14 protein-coding genes are annotated in these 11929 nt (G+C 66.4%); 7 read left to right on the top strand and 7 right to left on the bottom strand.

Translation table 11 applies throughout. From position 1 onward, the window contains the following. Positions 1-218 precede the first annotated feature (218 nt). Both OHA21_RS15825 and OHA21_RS15820 read left to right on the top strand, forming a co-directional pair. A complete protein-coding gene (locus tag OHA21_RS15825; protein WP_328474669.1) occupies positions 219-713 on the top strand; it encodes a hypothetical protein in 495 nt (164 codons plus the stop codon). Positions 714-716: 3 nt separating this feature from the next. Beyond that, the gene (locus OHA21_RS15820; protein ID WP_328474667.1) at positions 717-854 is read left to right on the top strand and encodes a hypothetical protein; all 138 of its coding nucleotides are present in this window, start codon (positions 717-719) and stop codon (positions 852-854) included. A gap of 43 nt (positions 855-897) precedes the next feature. On the opposite strand, the gene OHA21_RS15815 is transcribed toward OHA21_RS15820, so the two are convergent. Then, positions 898-1815 carry a tyrosine-type recombinase/integrase gene (locus tag OHA21_RS15815; RefSeq protein ID WP_328474665.1) on the bottom strand — a complete coding sequence of 306 codons (918 nt, stop codon included), beginning with the start codon at positions 1813-1815 and terminating at the stop codon, positions 898-900. Between the two features lie 137 nt (positions 1816-1952). Between OHA21_RS15815 and OHA21_RS15810 the strand changes: the two genes are divergently transcribed. From OHA21_RS15810 to OHA21_RS15790, 5 genes are all read left to right on the top strand, one after another. Continuing rightward, positions 1953-2567 carry a class I SAM-dependent methyltransferase gene (locus OHA21_RS15810; RefSeq protein ID WP_328474663.1) on the top strand — a complete coding sequence of 205 codons (615 nt, stop codon included), beginning with the start codon at positions 1953-1955 and terminating at the stop codon, positions 2565-2567. A 209-nt stretch (positions 2568-2776) separates the two neighbouring features. After that, positions 2777-3178: a hypothetical protein gene (locus tag OHA21_RS15805; protein ID WP_328474661.1), complete on the top strand. Its 402-nt coding sequence runs from the start codon at positions 2777-2779 to the stop codon at positions 3176-3178. A gap of 145 nt (positions 3179-3323) precedes the next feature. After that, positions 3324-4010, top strand: coding sequence for a hypothetical protein (locus OHA21_RS15800; protein WP_328474659.1), 687 nt, complete (start codon positions 3324-3326; stop codon positions 4008-4010). A gap of 61 nt (positions 4011-4071) precedes the next feature. Then, a complete protein-coding gene (locus OHA21_RS15795) occupies positions 4072-4383 on the top strand; it encodes a transposase (RefSeq protein ID WP_328459742.1) in 312 nt (103 codons plus the stop codon). Further along, the gene (locus tag OHA21_RS15790) at positions 4380-5249 is read left to right on the top strand and encodes an IS3 family transposase (RefSeq protein WP_328474657.1); all 870 of its coding nucleotides are present in this window, start codon (positions 4380-4382) and stop codon (positions 5247-5249) included. Before OHA21_RS15795 ends, OHA21_RS15790 begins: the two co-directional genes overlap by 4 nt. On the opposite strand, the gene OHA21_RS15785 is transcribed toward OHA21_RS15790, so the two are convergent. The 6 genes from OHA21_RS15785 to OHA21_RS15760 all read right to left on the bottom strand — a co-directional run bounded on the left by OHA21_RS15785 (position 5246) and on the right by OHA21_RS15760 (position 11907). Continuing rightward, positions 5246-6271 (bottom strand): IS3 family transposase, encoded by a 1026-nt coding sequence (locus OHA21_RS15785; RefSeq protein ID WP_328478429.1) that lies wholly within the window; start codon positions 6269-6271, stop codon positions 5246-5248. The two genes, OHA21_RS15790 and OHA21_RS15785, sit on opposite strands and share 4 nt — an antisense overlap. Continuing rightward, positions 6268-6699: a hypothetical protein gene (locus OHA21_RS15780; RefSeq protein ID WP_328468874.1), complete on the bottom strand. Its 432-nt coding sequence runs from the start codon at positions 6697-6699 to the stop codon at positions 6268-6270. The genes OHA21_RS15785 and OHA21_RS15780 overlap by 4 nt, the downstream gene beginning before the upstream one ends. Positions 6700-6993: 294 nt before the next feature. Then, positions 6994-7689, bottom strand: a complete 696-nt coding sequence (locus OHA21_RS15775; protein WP_328474655.1) for a hypothetical protein — start codon at positions 7687-7689, stop codon at positions 6994-6996. Between the two features lie 1165 nt (positions 7690-8854). Next, positions 8855-10252 (bottom strand): IS1380 family transposase, encoded by a 1398-nt coding sequence (locus OHA21_RS15770; RefSeq protein WP_328468718.1) that lies wholly within the window; start codon positions 10250-10252, stop codon positions 8855-8857. A 534-nt stretch (positions 10253-10786) separates the two neighbouring features. Further along, entirely contained in the window at positions 10787-11263 is a 477-nt protein-coding gene (locus tag OHA21_RS15765) for a DUF4429 domain-containing protein (protein ID WP_328474653.1), read from the bottom strand. Between the two features lie 140 nt (positions 11264-11403). Further along, complete coding sequence (locus tag OHA21_RS15760; RefSeq protein ID WP_328474651.1) at positions 11404-11907, bottom strand: hypothetical protein; 504 nt, start codon at positions 11905-11907, stop codon at positions 11404-11406. Positions 11908-11929 lie beyond the last annotated feature (22 nt).

Here is an 11929-nt window from a genome sequence, read left to right as displayed (position 1 = left end):
GCCGGCACCCGGGGCCGGCGCACGTAGTCTGCTGGGCGAGTGCGGCAGGATCTGGTCAATGACGCAGAACCGGTAGAAGACCACCACGTGACGCTCGGCGGCGAGCAGCTCGCGGCATGAGCGGATGCTGCCGGAGATGGGGCCGCTGTTGGTATGCCGCAAAATCGAGCTCAGAATTTCGGTCGCGTTGTGGATAAGGCATTCAGCAAACTCTGGGAGTGCTGCTGACGATCGCGGGTTCAAGTTGCTCAGGGAAGACGACCGCGGCTCACGCCGCAACGAAGATCGAAGGACTCGTCGTCCACGACTTCGACGAGATCGGTGTCCCCGCGGGCGCGGACACGACATGGCGCCAGCGCAGCATGGAAGAGTGGATCCAGCGTGTGCTGCGCTATCAGGCCGATGGACTCGACGTCCTGTTGACCGGGCAGTCTCCGCTGGGTGAAGTACTGGCGAGCCCGTCGGCCGTCAAACTCAACGGGATCGCGGCCTGCCTGCTGGACGTGGACGACCAGGTGCGCCAGCGTCGGCTCGACGATCGCGACCCTGGCAAATGGGACGCTGACGCCAAGCGGGCTTTCATTGGCTGGGGGCGGTGGCACCGGGAGCACGCCGTTGATCCCCAGCATCGCCCTGAGGTGATCTCCGCCGCTGGTTGGGAGCCGATGCGATGGTGCCGGTGGAACTCCTGGCCCGCCACTGATCGTCGCTAGGCCGTGCGCATCATCGACACGACGGAGCGATCCGTGACGCGAACAGCGATCGATATTAGTCAATGGATGGCCGACGCGCGCGTCAGCTTCGCCAACGGGCAACTCCAGCTGGCCGCGGGCAACTGGGCTGACGCCTGCTGACCCTGGGACGACATCCGCACATCGGCAAACTCGCGCGTCGGGCTTACGTTCCGGAGGCCATGTAGGCGGCCAGGATGTAGTTGGGGTGCCGGTCGAGGTTCCGCCGGGCGCGGTCGTAGCGCATGGTGGTGCGCGGGTCGGCGTGGCGGGCGGCGATCTGAACATCGCGCAGGCTCACGCCGGCGTCGAGCATGGTGGTGACGAAGGTGTGCCGCAGCATGTGCGGGTGCATCCTCGGGATCCGGATGCCGGCACCGGCAGCCAGTTGTTTGAGGCGGCGGGTCGCGGCGTGCCGGTCCAGGCGCCGGCCAAGGGTGTTGCGCAGGATCGGCCCGCTCTCGCGCTCGTCGACCGCCTGATCGACGGCGCGGGCAACTGCGGGCGGCAGCGGGACGAGCACGACCTTGCCGCCCTTGCCGCGCACCCGAAGGACGCGGTGGCCGTGTTCCTCGCCGAGGTCGCTGGTATTCAGGCCGCAGGCCTCGAAGATGCGTAGCCCGAGCAGCCCGAGCAGGGCCACCAGCGCGAAGTCGTTGATGTTGTTCGACAGTCGGGCGGTGGTGATCAGCGCTTCGAACTGCAGATGCCCCAGGCCCAGGGTTGGCGACTCTGCCGGCACCCGGGGCCGGCGGACGTAGTCTGCTGGTGAGTGCGGCAGGATCCGGTCGATGACGCAGACCCGGCAGAACACTACGACGACTGACAGTCGGCGCGAGACCGTCGAGGGCTGGTAGCAGCCGTCGTCCTGTAGCCACCGCACGCAGCGTTCGATGTCCGCCCGCTCGGCGGCCAAGGCATCGAGGTCTTGACGGGCGCACCAGCGCAGGAAGACCCGCAGATCCGACTCGGCATGCAGCCGGGTCTGGCCCCGGTAGCGGCCCAGATAGGCGGCGACCGCCGCCCGCAACACCACATGATCAGGGAGTTTGGTTCCCGACGTCGAGCGCGAAGAAGTAGCCATGCCCCACGCTGCGTCACCACCATCGATGAACGCCAGCGCGCCCGGAGCGGCAGATCCGCGCGCTGTGCCGGAGCGGTGCGGGACGCGCAGCTGGCGCCCACCGTTCGGGAAGGCGGAGCCGACTTTAAGGTGGCGTCATGAACAGCCGGTCCGTCCGTGATGCCTACTCATCCATGTCGGAGCAGTACATCGCCTTGTTCGGTGGTGACTGGCAGGCCCCAGCGAACGAGGCCGCCCTCGTCCGAGACCACCTCGTCGGCCTGAACGGCATGGTGCTCGATCTCGGTTGCGGCCCCGGGCATTGGAGTGGCTACCTGCATTCGCTCGGCACCGAGGTGACCGGCGTCGACATGGTCCCAGAGTTCCTCGACTACGCCCGGACGCACTTTCCCGGTCCGCAGTTCCGGCTCGGGTCGATGACCAACCTGGGTCTTGCCAACCATGCGGCCGCTGGCATCCTCTCCTGGTACTCGACGATCCACCTGCCGCCACCTGAGCTGGACAGGGCACTCATCGAGTTCCGACGGATGCTGGCGCCTTCCGGGAGGCTGGTGATCGGCTTCTTCGACAGCGACGATGAGGTGGCCGCGTTCGACCACAAGGTCTATCCGGCATACAGCTGGCCGGTAGACGAGTTTTCTACCCGCCTGACCAGAGCCGGTTTCACCGAGCTTCAGCGCATGAGGCAACAGTTCCCGGACCGGCCAGATCGCAAGTACGCGGCGATTGCTGCCTCGGCCGCGGCGACGTAGTGGCCGATGACCTACGCCTCAACCCGAAAGGAAACGTGTCGTTCTCCACTGGACGACCGACGCGCCGAACGTGACACTGCGTAGCGAGCGACTCGCGGCATGAGAGTTAAATCCGTAACGGCAGGACCGGACGTCGGTGTCGAGCGCTTGCCTTCCCAGCAGCGCTTCATCGTTTCCTCCCGCGTGGTTCGTGCCTGTAGGATCACGGTGTGCCCCGCCGTCGCGCTTCGCGGGTCCTGATCGTCGGAGAGCACACGTTCCTGTGGTCCATCGGCCACTTTCACGAGCAAGTTGACAACCCGCAGAGTCCGCCGGTCTACCTAGATTGCCGCGAGATCCTCAAGATCCGTCGCCATAAAGCACAGGGACTGCTCGAAGTTGTCTTCCGCGCGGGCAAGGATCGCCTCGTGCCGGACGGATTTTTGGAAAGCGGCGCGGTCATGCGAAATGACGGCCGAGCGTTGAACTTGCACGAGCCGGGTGCTGCACGGGCATTGCTGGATGAGGCGCTGAATGGCGGATGGCAGCCGGATCAGCCCGGGGCGGTCGAGGTCGATGGATGGGAGCTATTCGACGCCGTTTTCGCTCGTCGCGGCATGTCCAAGGCGTAGAGGTATGGCTGGAGCATCCAACGCACTCTCACCGGCGAATCCGGATGCGGGTCGCCTTGAATGAAACTCACTGTGCTCCTCCGGCATCCGCGGTGCCGGGGTTCTTTCTAGAATCCGTACCGCGACCGGTCGGTACAGCGTTGTCTTGAGCATGACGGGAAACGATCTCATCGCGACACGCAGGCCGGTGCCCTTCGCTGGGCTCGGCATGACGATGTGCGCGCTGGCCGCTGCCGGTGCTGCGGTGGCAGCAGGTCTCCTAGTCGGCAGCAACACCAGCTGGCTCGGCTGGGCCACCATTCCTGCGATCTGGCTGTTGCTCGCCGCGCTCCTGCTGAGCGGGCTGGCGCTCGTGGCGCGTCCTCGCCATGGAGACGTTGCCGCCGTCGTTGCCTTCGTCTGCTCTGTGCAACTGATCGGTGGGGGCCTCGCAGCTTCGCGGGATTGGTTCAATGTCAGCGGCGCCACGGGAATCCCATTCCGCCGGCTTCCCATACTTATGCCCCTCACGGCCGTCGTCCTCGTTACCTCAACCGTCGCATGTTGCCTCGCACTGGCACTCGTGAAGCAGCATGCTGAGGCCGTCCGGCGTGAATGGTGGCGGCCGCCGTGCCCCGAGTTCACCATTCTAGGCAGTGCGACGGCGGTGGCACTGCCGCTGTTATTGGCTGGCCTCTCCAGCGCCTGGCAGCTGACAACTTTAGGGCAGGTAGCGTTGGCCTGGTCGCTGCCGTGGGGGTGTGGCCTGGCGCTGGCTGCCTGGCTGGACCGGCGCCTACGGCGAGCGGCACTGACCGCGGTAAGCGCTAGCGCGCTAGGAACTGTGGTCTGAGGTTCCACCTTCGAGCCGGACACCTTGAAACCAGACAGTGGTCTGGGGGAAGGATGTCCGGGTGCCCCGCCCTTCGAAGTATTCCGAGGATTTCCGTCGGGACGCGGTCGAGCTGGTCCGTTCTGCGGGCCGCACGATCCGTGACGTCGGCCGTGAGCTCGGTGTCAACCATGAGACCCTGCGCGGCTGGGTCAACGCCGCGAAACGTGCCGAGGAGCAGCGTGCCGGCCACCGCGGTACGGACGACGGCGAGCTGAGCGGCGCCGAGCGAGACGAGTTGCGCCGGCTGCGGCGCAAGGTCGCCGAGCTGGAGACGGAGAAGGAGATCCTGCGGAAAGCGGCCGCCTATTTTGCGAAGGAGATGGGTCGTTGATCCACCGCTACCGGTTCATCTCTGAGCACCACGCTGTCTACGGCGTGGCACGGCTGTGCCGTGTGCTGGCGGTCAAGCGCAGGCAGGGCTACTACGAGTGGCTGGCCGCCGAACCGGCGAGGCAGGTGCGTCAGGCCGACGACGAGCACCTCGCCACCCTGATCCGGCAGATCCAGGCCGAGCATCGCGGCTACGGGTCCCCGCGGGTCAGCGCCGAGCTGCGCCGCCGCGGGCTGCGCATCAACCGCAAGCGCGTCGAACGTGTCATGCGTGAACGCGGTCTCGCCGGGATCACCCGACGCCGGCGGCGGTCGCTGACCCGGCCCGACGCCAAGGCCGCGCCGGCACCGGACCTGATCCGCCGTGACTTCACCGCCGCAGCGCCGGGCCGGCGGCTGGTCGGTGACATCACCTACCTGCCCACCGTCGAAGGCTGGCTGTATCTGGCGACCACGATCGACCTGTTCAACCGGGAGGTCATCGGGCACGCCATGGCCACGCACATGCGCGCCGAACTGGTCTGCGACGCCGTCGAGCTGGCCCACCGCCGCGGCCTGGTCCACCGGCGGGCGGTCTTTCATTCTGACCGCGGCAGCCAGTACACCTCCAGCACGTTCCGGGCGACGCTGACCAGGCTGAACATGCGGCCATCGATGGGCCGGACCGGGTCGTGTTTCGACAACGCCGTCGCCGAGTCCTTCTTCGCCAGCCTCAAAGCCGAGATCGGCACCCGGGTCTTCGCGACCCGCGCCGAGGCCCGCCGGGCGGTGTTCGCCTACATCAACTACTACAACAACAAAAGACTGCATTCCACCGTGAACCGGAACCTGTCAAGTCAACTGAGACAGTTTCTTGATTTTGTTTAGCTTTGTGCTGCCGGAAGGCTGGTCGTTGGTGCGGCGGCGGCCTGTTCGAGGGCGTTGTCGTCGGGTTTGTTGATCCATGCCTGGTCCGGGAGGCGAGGCGGTTGCGGCCGGCGGCGCCCGAACCGTTGCGGATGGGCGGCCCAGGCGGCGTCGAGGGTGCGTTGCCGCTGCTCGCGGATCTGCCCGGCGGTGCCGTGATGCACCGATGCCGGGGTGTGCAGGCCGATCCCGGAGTGCCGGTGCTCGTGGTTGTAGTAGGTGTAGAACGCCTCGCAGTGCTGCCGGGCGTGCTGGATGGAGCCGAACCGGTTCGGGAAGCTTGGGTCGTACTTGAGTGTCTTGAAGCTGGCCTCGATGAACGGGTTGTCGTTGGAGGTCTTGGGCCGGCTGTGACTACGGCCGATTTTCAGATCGGTCAGTAGCTGGGTGACGGTCTTGCTGGTCATCGCCGCACCCCGGTCGGCGTGCACGATCAACTGGTCCTGGTTCACGCGTTCCCGGGCGGCCGCGTCAGCGATCAGTGCTTCGGCGAGCTGGCCGTCCTCGTAGGCGGCGACCAGATGACCGACGACGTAGCGGGACCAGATGTCGATCACCGTGTAGAGGTGGAACCACACGCCTTTGACCGGGCCGCGCAGCCTCGTGATATCCCAGGACCAGACCTGATTGGGTGCGTCGGCCACGAGTTCGGGCTTGGTCCGGGCCGGGTGCGTGGCCTGGGCCCGGCGTTCACCGGTCTGCCCGGCGGCCCGCAGGATCCGGTACATCGTGGACTCCGAGCACCACCAGCGGCCCTCGTCGAGCTCCCGGGCCCACACCTGCGCCGGTGCCAGATCTTGGTATTCGGGCCGGTTCAGCAGCTGCAGCACCTGCTCACGCTCGGCCTCGGACAACGCGGACGGTGGTGGCTTGCGCGGCGTGCGCGGCTTCGGCTCGGCGGGTGGGTTGCGGCGCCGGTACAGGGTGGCGCGTGACAGGCCGGTCAGCCGGCACGCGGGCGCGATACCCCAGAGCTCGGTCAGCGCCTGCTGCGCCTCGGCGAGGACGGGTTCGGCGTCGGCGCGGTGTCCGCGCTCTCGGAGAGCAGTTCCAAGAGCGCGTGCGCTTTTCCCATGATCGAAAGCGCGGTCTCGGTCTTGGCCAGCTTGGCCTGCAGCCGGGCGTTCTCGCGCTGAAGGCGGGCAAGTTCGGCGTTCTCGGCTTTCTTCGCCGCCCGCGCGGCCGATTGCCGCCGGTCCGTCAGGCCGGCCTCGGCTCCGGCATCGCGGGCCTTGCGCCAGTCGAGAATGTGTGACCCGTACAGCCGTTCCCGGCGCAGGATCGCCCCGCGAGCCGCCGCGTCCGGCGCCGACTCGTACTCGTCCAGGATCCTCGCCTTGAACTCTGCGGTGAATGTCCGCCGCTGGGGCCGGGCGTCCGGATCCAGGCTCTCGTGGGGCTTCGACGTCATGCTGATGTGCTCTCCTCAGGGCCGTCCAGGAAGAGTATCCCCTGGTAGACGGGCTGTCTCACATCAGCGTGACAGGGAGGGAACCACCAGACACCACGCGAAGCACGTGTCTGCTACCGTCCACCCATCGCCCTCGCGGCATGAAACTCCGGTGTCCGGTCCCGGGGTGGAACTTCAGTCATGCTTGCCGGCTTCCTGCTGCTATGACTGCAGCCTGACAGGGCTCTGCGTGACCCGCCAAGTCATCTGCTACGGCGACTTCACAACTCGTGTCGCTTGGTGGGCTGTCAGTGATCAGCCTGCGGTGAATGTGGCCGGGATGGTGGGAGCTGGCAGCGGGTCATAGCCGGTGATGGTCATAGTCCAGGGACCACTGGCCATTTGCATGGTCAGCCCGGTGAGGCGGCCCTGGGCATCGAGGGTGGCGGTGAACGGGAGCCGGTTCCCGTCGGCCAGGGCGGTTGTCACTGTCATTAGCTCACCGAGGGCGGTCGTTATCGCGCTGGTGTCGATCTGGCCGGTAAGGGTCGTGCCGGTCAGGGTGACGTCGCGGGCGGCGGCGAGCAGGGCGGTCGCACCGGTGCGGTCGGGGTTGTCGAAGGTGAGCCCCATCCTCGCGCTCATCTCGGCGTACGGCTCGGACGTCAGGTCGAGGTGCTGCCAGGAGCCGTCGCCTGTCTTGGTGTACTGGTCAGTGCCGACGAGGACGAGTTCATAGACAGTGCCGTCAATGGTGGAGCGCTTGGACCACGCTGGTTGGTCGTGGTCGTAGACACCTTCGATCTTCTGGCCTGGAAGGGTGATGATGTAGCGGTAATCGCCGGAGGTCAGGCCGGTCGCGGCGAGGGCCAGGTCGGGTTTGGCCGGGGTGTCAGTCGTGGGCTTGGCGTCGTTACAGCCGGCCAATGTGAAGAGGAGGCAGAGCGCGGCCGCCGACCGCCAGATGTTCATGCGCGCCGATGCTAGAGCATGATGATCCGGCAATCGCATCGCCGGTCATTGCCATGACGCTGCCAGCTGCTTCGTCCACGACAGCCGCTCTTCGGCTACGAGCACGTACGGGGCCAGCACGTATCGCATCGAGCACGACGGCTACATCTGGCCACGCACCATCCCTGCTGAGCAGCCGTCATCTCAACCGAATCATGACGTGCCTACCTGGAGCGGCGTCGGGTGACGGTCTCAAGTCGTAAGGTTCTCCCCGAGCGATGACCGCCGCCCGGTGCCCCGTCGCTGTCAAATGACGAGCATCCAATGCGCTTCATCAGCGGCAGATGAGTACGCGAGCAGCCAGCCAACCGCGCCCTGATTCGTTCGTGCCGACTACGAGTGCCCTCGTATTTCACACAGCAGGTCCCAGCCCTCGACAGCCGGATTCACCCACCGATCCGGCCGGGCACCCGTCTCGCGTTCAGCCGCCAGTACCGCTTCGGCGGTACCTCGGACGGTGAAGGCGGAAGGCATGGTGACAGTTGGATCCAGCTCCGGCACGCCGAGGCGTTTGAGCGTCCGAAGCGAACCCACGAGATCGCCCTCATAGGTCGATACGAGAATCTCAGCGCCGGGAGACGGTTCAATACGAACCCACCGGATTCGCCTTACTCCATCGCGCCAGACCCATCCGAGGCACTGCTCCGAGGCGGTCATCCATTCCAGCGCCCGTGCCGGGGAACCAGGCCCCAGATATTTCGACCTCATGCCTCATCTTGTCCGGCGTGCTGGTCACCGCTCAACCGGTCTGCACGACGAACCGCCGAACGCAACGGAACCCGCGAGCGGTCATGTCTTTCGGCAATTCGCCGCCTGAGACCCGTCGATGGTCGCCGCCCTCACATCGGCAAATCCGTGCACGTGACCATGCTGCCGACTCTCTGTTCGGCTGCTTTGCGTGACGGGTGTCGGGGGCGAAGCGTCGTCCGCCGCCGGTGGTGGTACAGGCGCCCAGGCCGCGTCATTGTCGAAGGAGAGCCTGTAGGAGCCGGTCGCGGTATTGGCGGTCATGATGGATTAGCCTCGGTCTTTCACTTGGCTCATCGTCCATAGCTGCTGATCGATTGATGTGACTTCGGATGCGGTTTGCCGGGTTGCTGGCATGCTGATGGCCCGGCGCAGGGCCGGGTTCCTCCGTGAAGCTGGTGGGACGTGGGTTGCTGGGTCAGCCTGCGGGTCGTGGGAGTGCCGCGAGGCGGCTGAAAGCGCTGGTCAGGGCCTCGGTCCAGGGCCAGTCGGCGGCGATGGCGAGGCGGGTCCGGCGGGCGGTGCGGGTGAGCCGGGCGGCGACGTGCAGCAGCCGGTAGCGCAGTCTCTTGGGCTCGGCGGTGGCGAGGTCGCCGTCGAGGAGCAGGGTTTGGGTCCAGGCGAGTAGGTCGATGCCGGTCAGGGCGAGTTGTAGCCAGGCCTGGTTGATCGCGAAGTGCCGGGACGGGAACCGGCCGAAGCCGGTGTCCTTGCCGGTGCGGATGCGGTCTTCGACGCGGGCGTGGGCCCGGTGCCGGGCCTCCAGGAACTGGATGCCGCCGTTGCCGGGTGGGGTGTCGGTGGCGACGACCTGATGCCGCCAGCCTTCGATGGTGTCGAACAGCGACAGCTGGGCGCCGGGGTGCGGGCGTTCGCGGCGGACCAGGAACCGGGTGCCCTGCGGCCAGCCGGTAGCGTCGAACAGGCCGGTGATCTCACAGACCTCGGCGTGTTCACGCAGGTCGCCGTCGGTGTCGATGGCGGGGATCCAGCCGGAGGCCGCGGTGATCGCTTGCCGGACGGGTTCGGTGATCGCGGTGCCGACGCTGAATCGGATGTCCAGGTGCTGCTCGCGCAGCGATCGGATGTGGGCGAGGAAGCCGTGGCTGGAGCCGGCCGAGTCGCTGCGCAGCAGGACCGGGGTGCCGTGCCGGTGGGCGTCGGGGATCTGGGTGAGTGCCTGGTCCAGGACGGTGATGTGGTCGGCGGTGGTGTTCGACCCGGCCCGGCCCTCGCGCAGGAGCCCGGACAGGGCTTCGCCGGTGTTGTCCAGGAAGCAGAACAACGGGTGATAGCCGAAGGTCTTCTTCCAGGTCCGGGTCGCTGCCTCCTTCTCCGAGTGGCAGATGACGATCGTCGCGTCGATGTCCAGGACCAGGCCCTGCATCTTGCGGCCGGCCACGGTGACCTGTGGCAGGTCGCCGCGGACCTCGGCGTGCTGAGCCCAGGCCACTTCCCGAGCCTGGGCTCGCGCGGCTCGCAGCTGGGCCAGCATCGCCTCGTCCACCTTCGACAGCAGCCGCCAGGCGGTCGGGTCGGAGGCGACCGGCCCGAACAGGCCGGCCTGGTCACGCAGGACGGCGAGATCGGCGATCGCTTCGCCGCCGTCGGCGAGCATCACCGCGAGATCGACCGCGATCCGGCCCGGGTCGTGCCCGCCACCGCGCTGCCGCAGACCCGTCAACCCAAGACTGAACGCGCTGGTCAACCCGGTCGCGTCGGCGAGATCGGCCAGCAGCCGGGCACCAGCGTGAGCGACCACGCCCCGCCCGCCACCAGTCACCGTGATCTTCGGACGTGTTGCGGTAGCCTTCACCCAGCAAGTGCCTTCCGTGACAGGAACATCGGACCCTCAGCAAGTCCTATTTTCCCTGATCAGAAGGCACTTCTTCTTTCTCCGCCCACTCCGTGGACAGCCCTTAACGAAGGGCCGAGGTTAGTGGCGGTCCGGTGGTCGGGGCCGCCGCGCCGGTGCCGACGGCGGATCGGATCGGCACGACGGCGCTACGGGGACCGTATTGGTCAGCGGGTACCCTGGCGGACCGCGCCGGTAGGGTCACGATTGGGCCGTGAGCTGCGGGTATGCGGTTCTTATTCTGCCAAGTATGGTCCACGAGTATTGGCAGGTCAGCGTGTGATCGCTGACCTTGCTCATAGGCTCCCACCACTTGGTGGGAGCCTTTCTGCTCCCTCCGTAACCGCGGAAGCGCTTCTTGGTCGTTACGGCTGGCGTTTCGAAGGCCCGTAGAACTGGCCTGTTCGGGCTTTTTATGCCCGTAGTCGGTTCCAGCCGGGGTCACGAGAAGCCGCCGTTGTCGACACAACATCCGCTAACTACGCGGCATTGCGGTTAGCCGGCGAGTAGGCGGGCCTTCGCCTGCTGGAACTCGGTTGGCGTCAGCAGGCCCTGCTGCATGAGGGCAGCCAGCTTCGCCAGTTCGTCGGCTGCTGACGGCGCCGGGGCAGCAGCCGGAGCCTGACCAAGTCCGGTGTGGCGGTTGGCGATGGCCTGCTCGATGGCGGAACGCAACTGCTCAAAAGCCGGTGCCTGCTTCTTCGTCATGATCACCGAATTCTCGTCGCGACCGGCTTGGACGGTTTGATGACCGAACCGGGCGCGGGTACCGCCTCCACCAGAGGTCTCGAACTGGATGTAGCCGTTGACTAGCGCACCGGGTGCCTTCCACTGGACAGCGTTCACCTGAACCAATGGGATGCGCTTCTCTCCCTTACCGACCGTGGCGCGAGCGAGGAAGCCGCTCCGGATGATCGTGATAAAGACTCCGTCGAACTGGACCTGCCCGTTGTGCCCTTGCGCTTCGATCATCCCGCCAGCCTTCCACCATGATCACTTCCTGGGCTCGGCCGGATATCCGAATTACACTGACCCGACGGGCCCACTAACTCATATTTGGCAAATCGGACCTGCATGGATCGGCGCCGAAGAAGGTCCGCTAGACCGGGCCTTTAGTGCGTCTCTGACCGGTCAGCAGGCTGACGGCTGGTCACCCTGGCCTGAGTGGCGACCGCAGCGGCGGCTGTCGCGATGATCAGAACCCAGAAGGCGCCGACGGCCGGATGCCAGGCCGTGATGTGGTCCTTGACCAGGCTCCACGCGTCCGGATCGCCGCTCCAGTTGTAGGTCACCGGACTGAACCGGTATTCGAACCACGCGAGGCCGGTTATAAGAATCGCCGCGACCACCGCGCGGACGAGCGTGCCCGCTTTGCCCTCGCGCAGTTGCCGACGTGTCGGCAGGAAGACCACGATCAGCAGCAGGTTGAGGGCGGCGAAGACGCCGACCATGGTGAGTGCGCTGCTGTGATAGTTGGAAAGGAAGTATCGCAGGGTGTCATCGCCGGGCGGGGAAGCAACGCGGGCGGCTGACACGGTGGTATTCACGCCGGCCCACCACAACAGCGGACCGACCACCACCATGAGCACCAGCAGTATCCATCGACTGATGGCCATCGCCGGAGTCTACGGTCTCTCG

The organism is Actinoplanes sp. NBC_00393 (genome assembly GCF_036053395.1).
Classification (GTDB): domain Bacteria; phylum Actinomycetota; class Actinomycetes; order Mycobacteriales; family Micromonosporaceae; genus Actinoplanes.
The sequence above is the reverse complement of the archived record's forward strand: the minus strand, read 5'-3'. Positions and strand labels throughout refer to the sequence as shown.

Excerpts from the sequence above, each read along its gene's own strand:
- OHA21_RS15760 (WP_328474651.1), bottom strand. The coding sequence starts at position 11,907 with ATGGCCATCAGTCGATGGATACTGCTGGTGCTCATGGTGGTGGTCGGT.
- OHA21_RS15765 (WP_328474653.1), bottom strand. The coding sequence starts at position 11,263 with ATGATCGAAGCGCAAGGGCACAACGGGCAGGTCCAGTTCGACGGAGTC.
- OHA21_RS15815 (WP_328474665.1), bottom strand. The coding sequence starts at position 1,815 with ATGGCTACTTCTTCGCGCTCGACGTCGGGAACCAAACTCCCTGATCAT.
- OHA21_RS15775 (WP_328474655.1), bottom strand. The coding sequence starts at position 7,689 with ATGCGATTGCCGGATCATCATGCTCTAGCATCGGCGCGCATGAACATC.
- OHA21_RS15780 (WP_328468874.1), bottom strand. The coding sequence starts at position 6,699 with ATGACGTCGAAGCCCCACGAGAGCCTGGATCCGGACGCCCGGCCCCAG.
- OHA21_RS15810 (WP_328474663.1), top strand. The coding sequence starts at position 1,953 with ATGAACAGCCGGTCCGTCCGTGATGCCTACTCATCCATGTCGGAGCAG.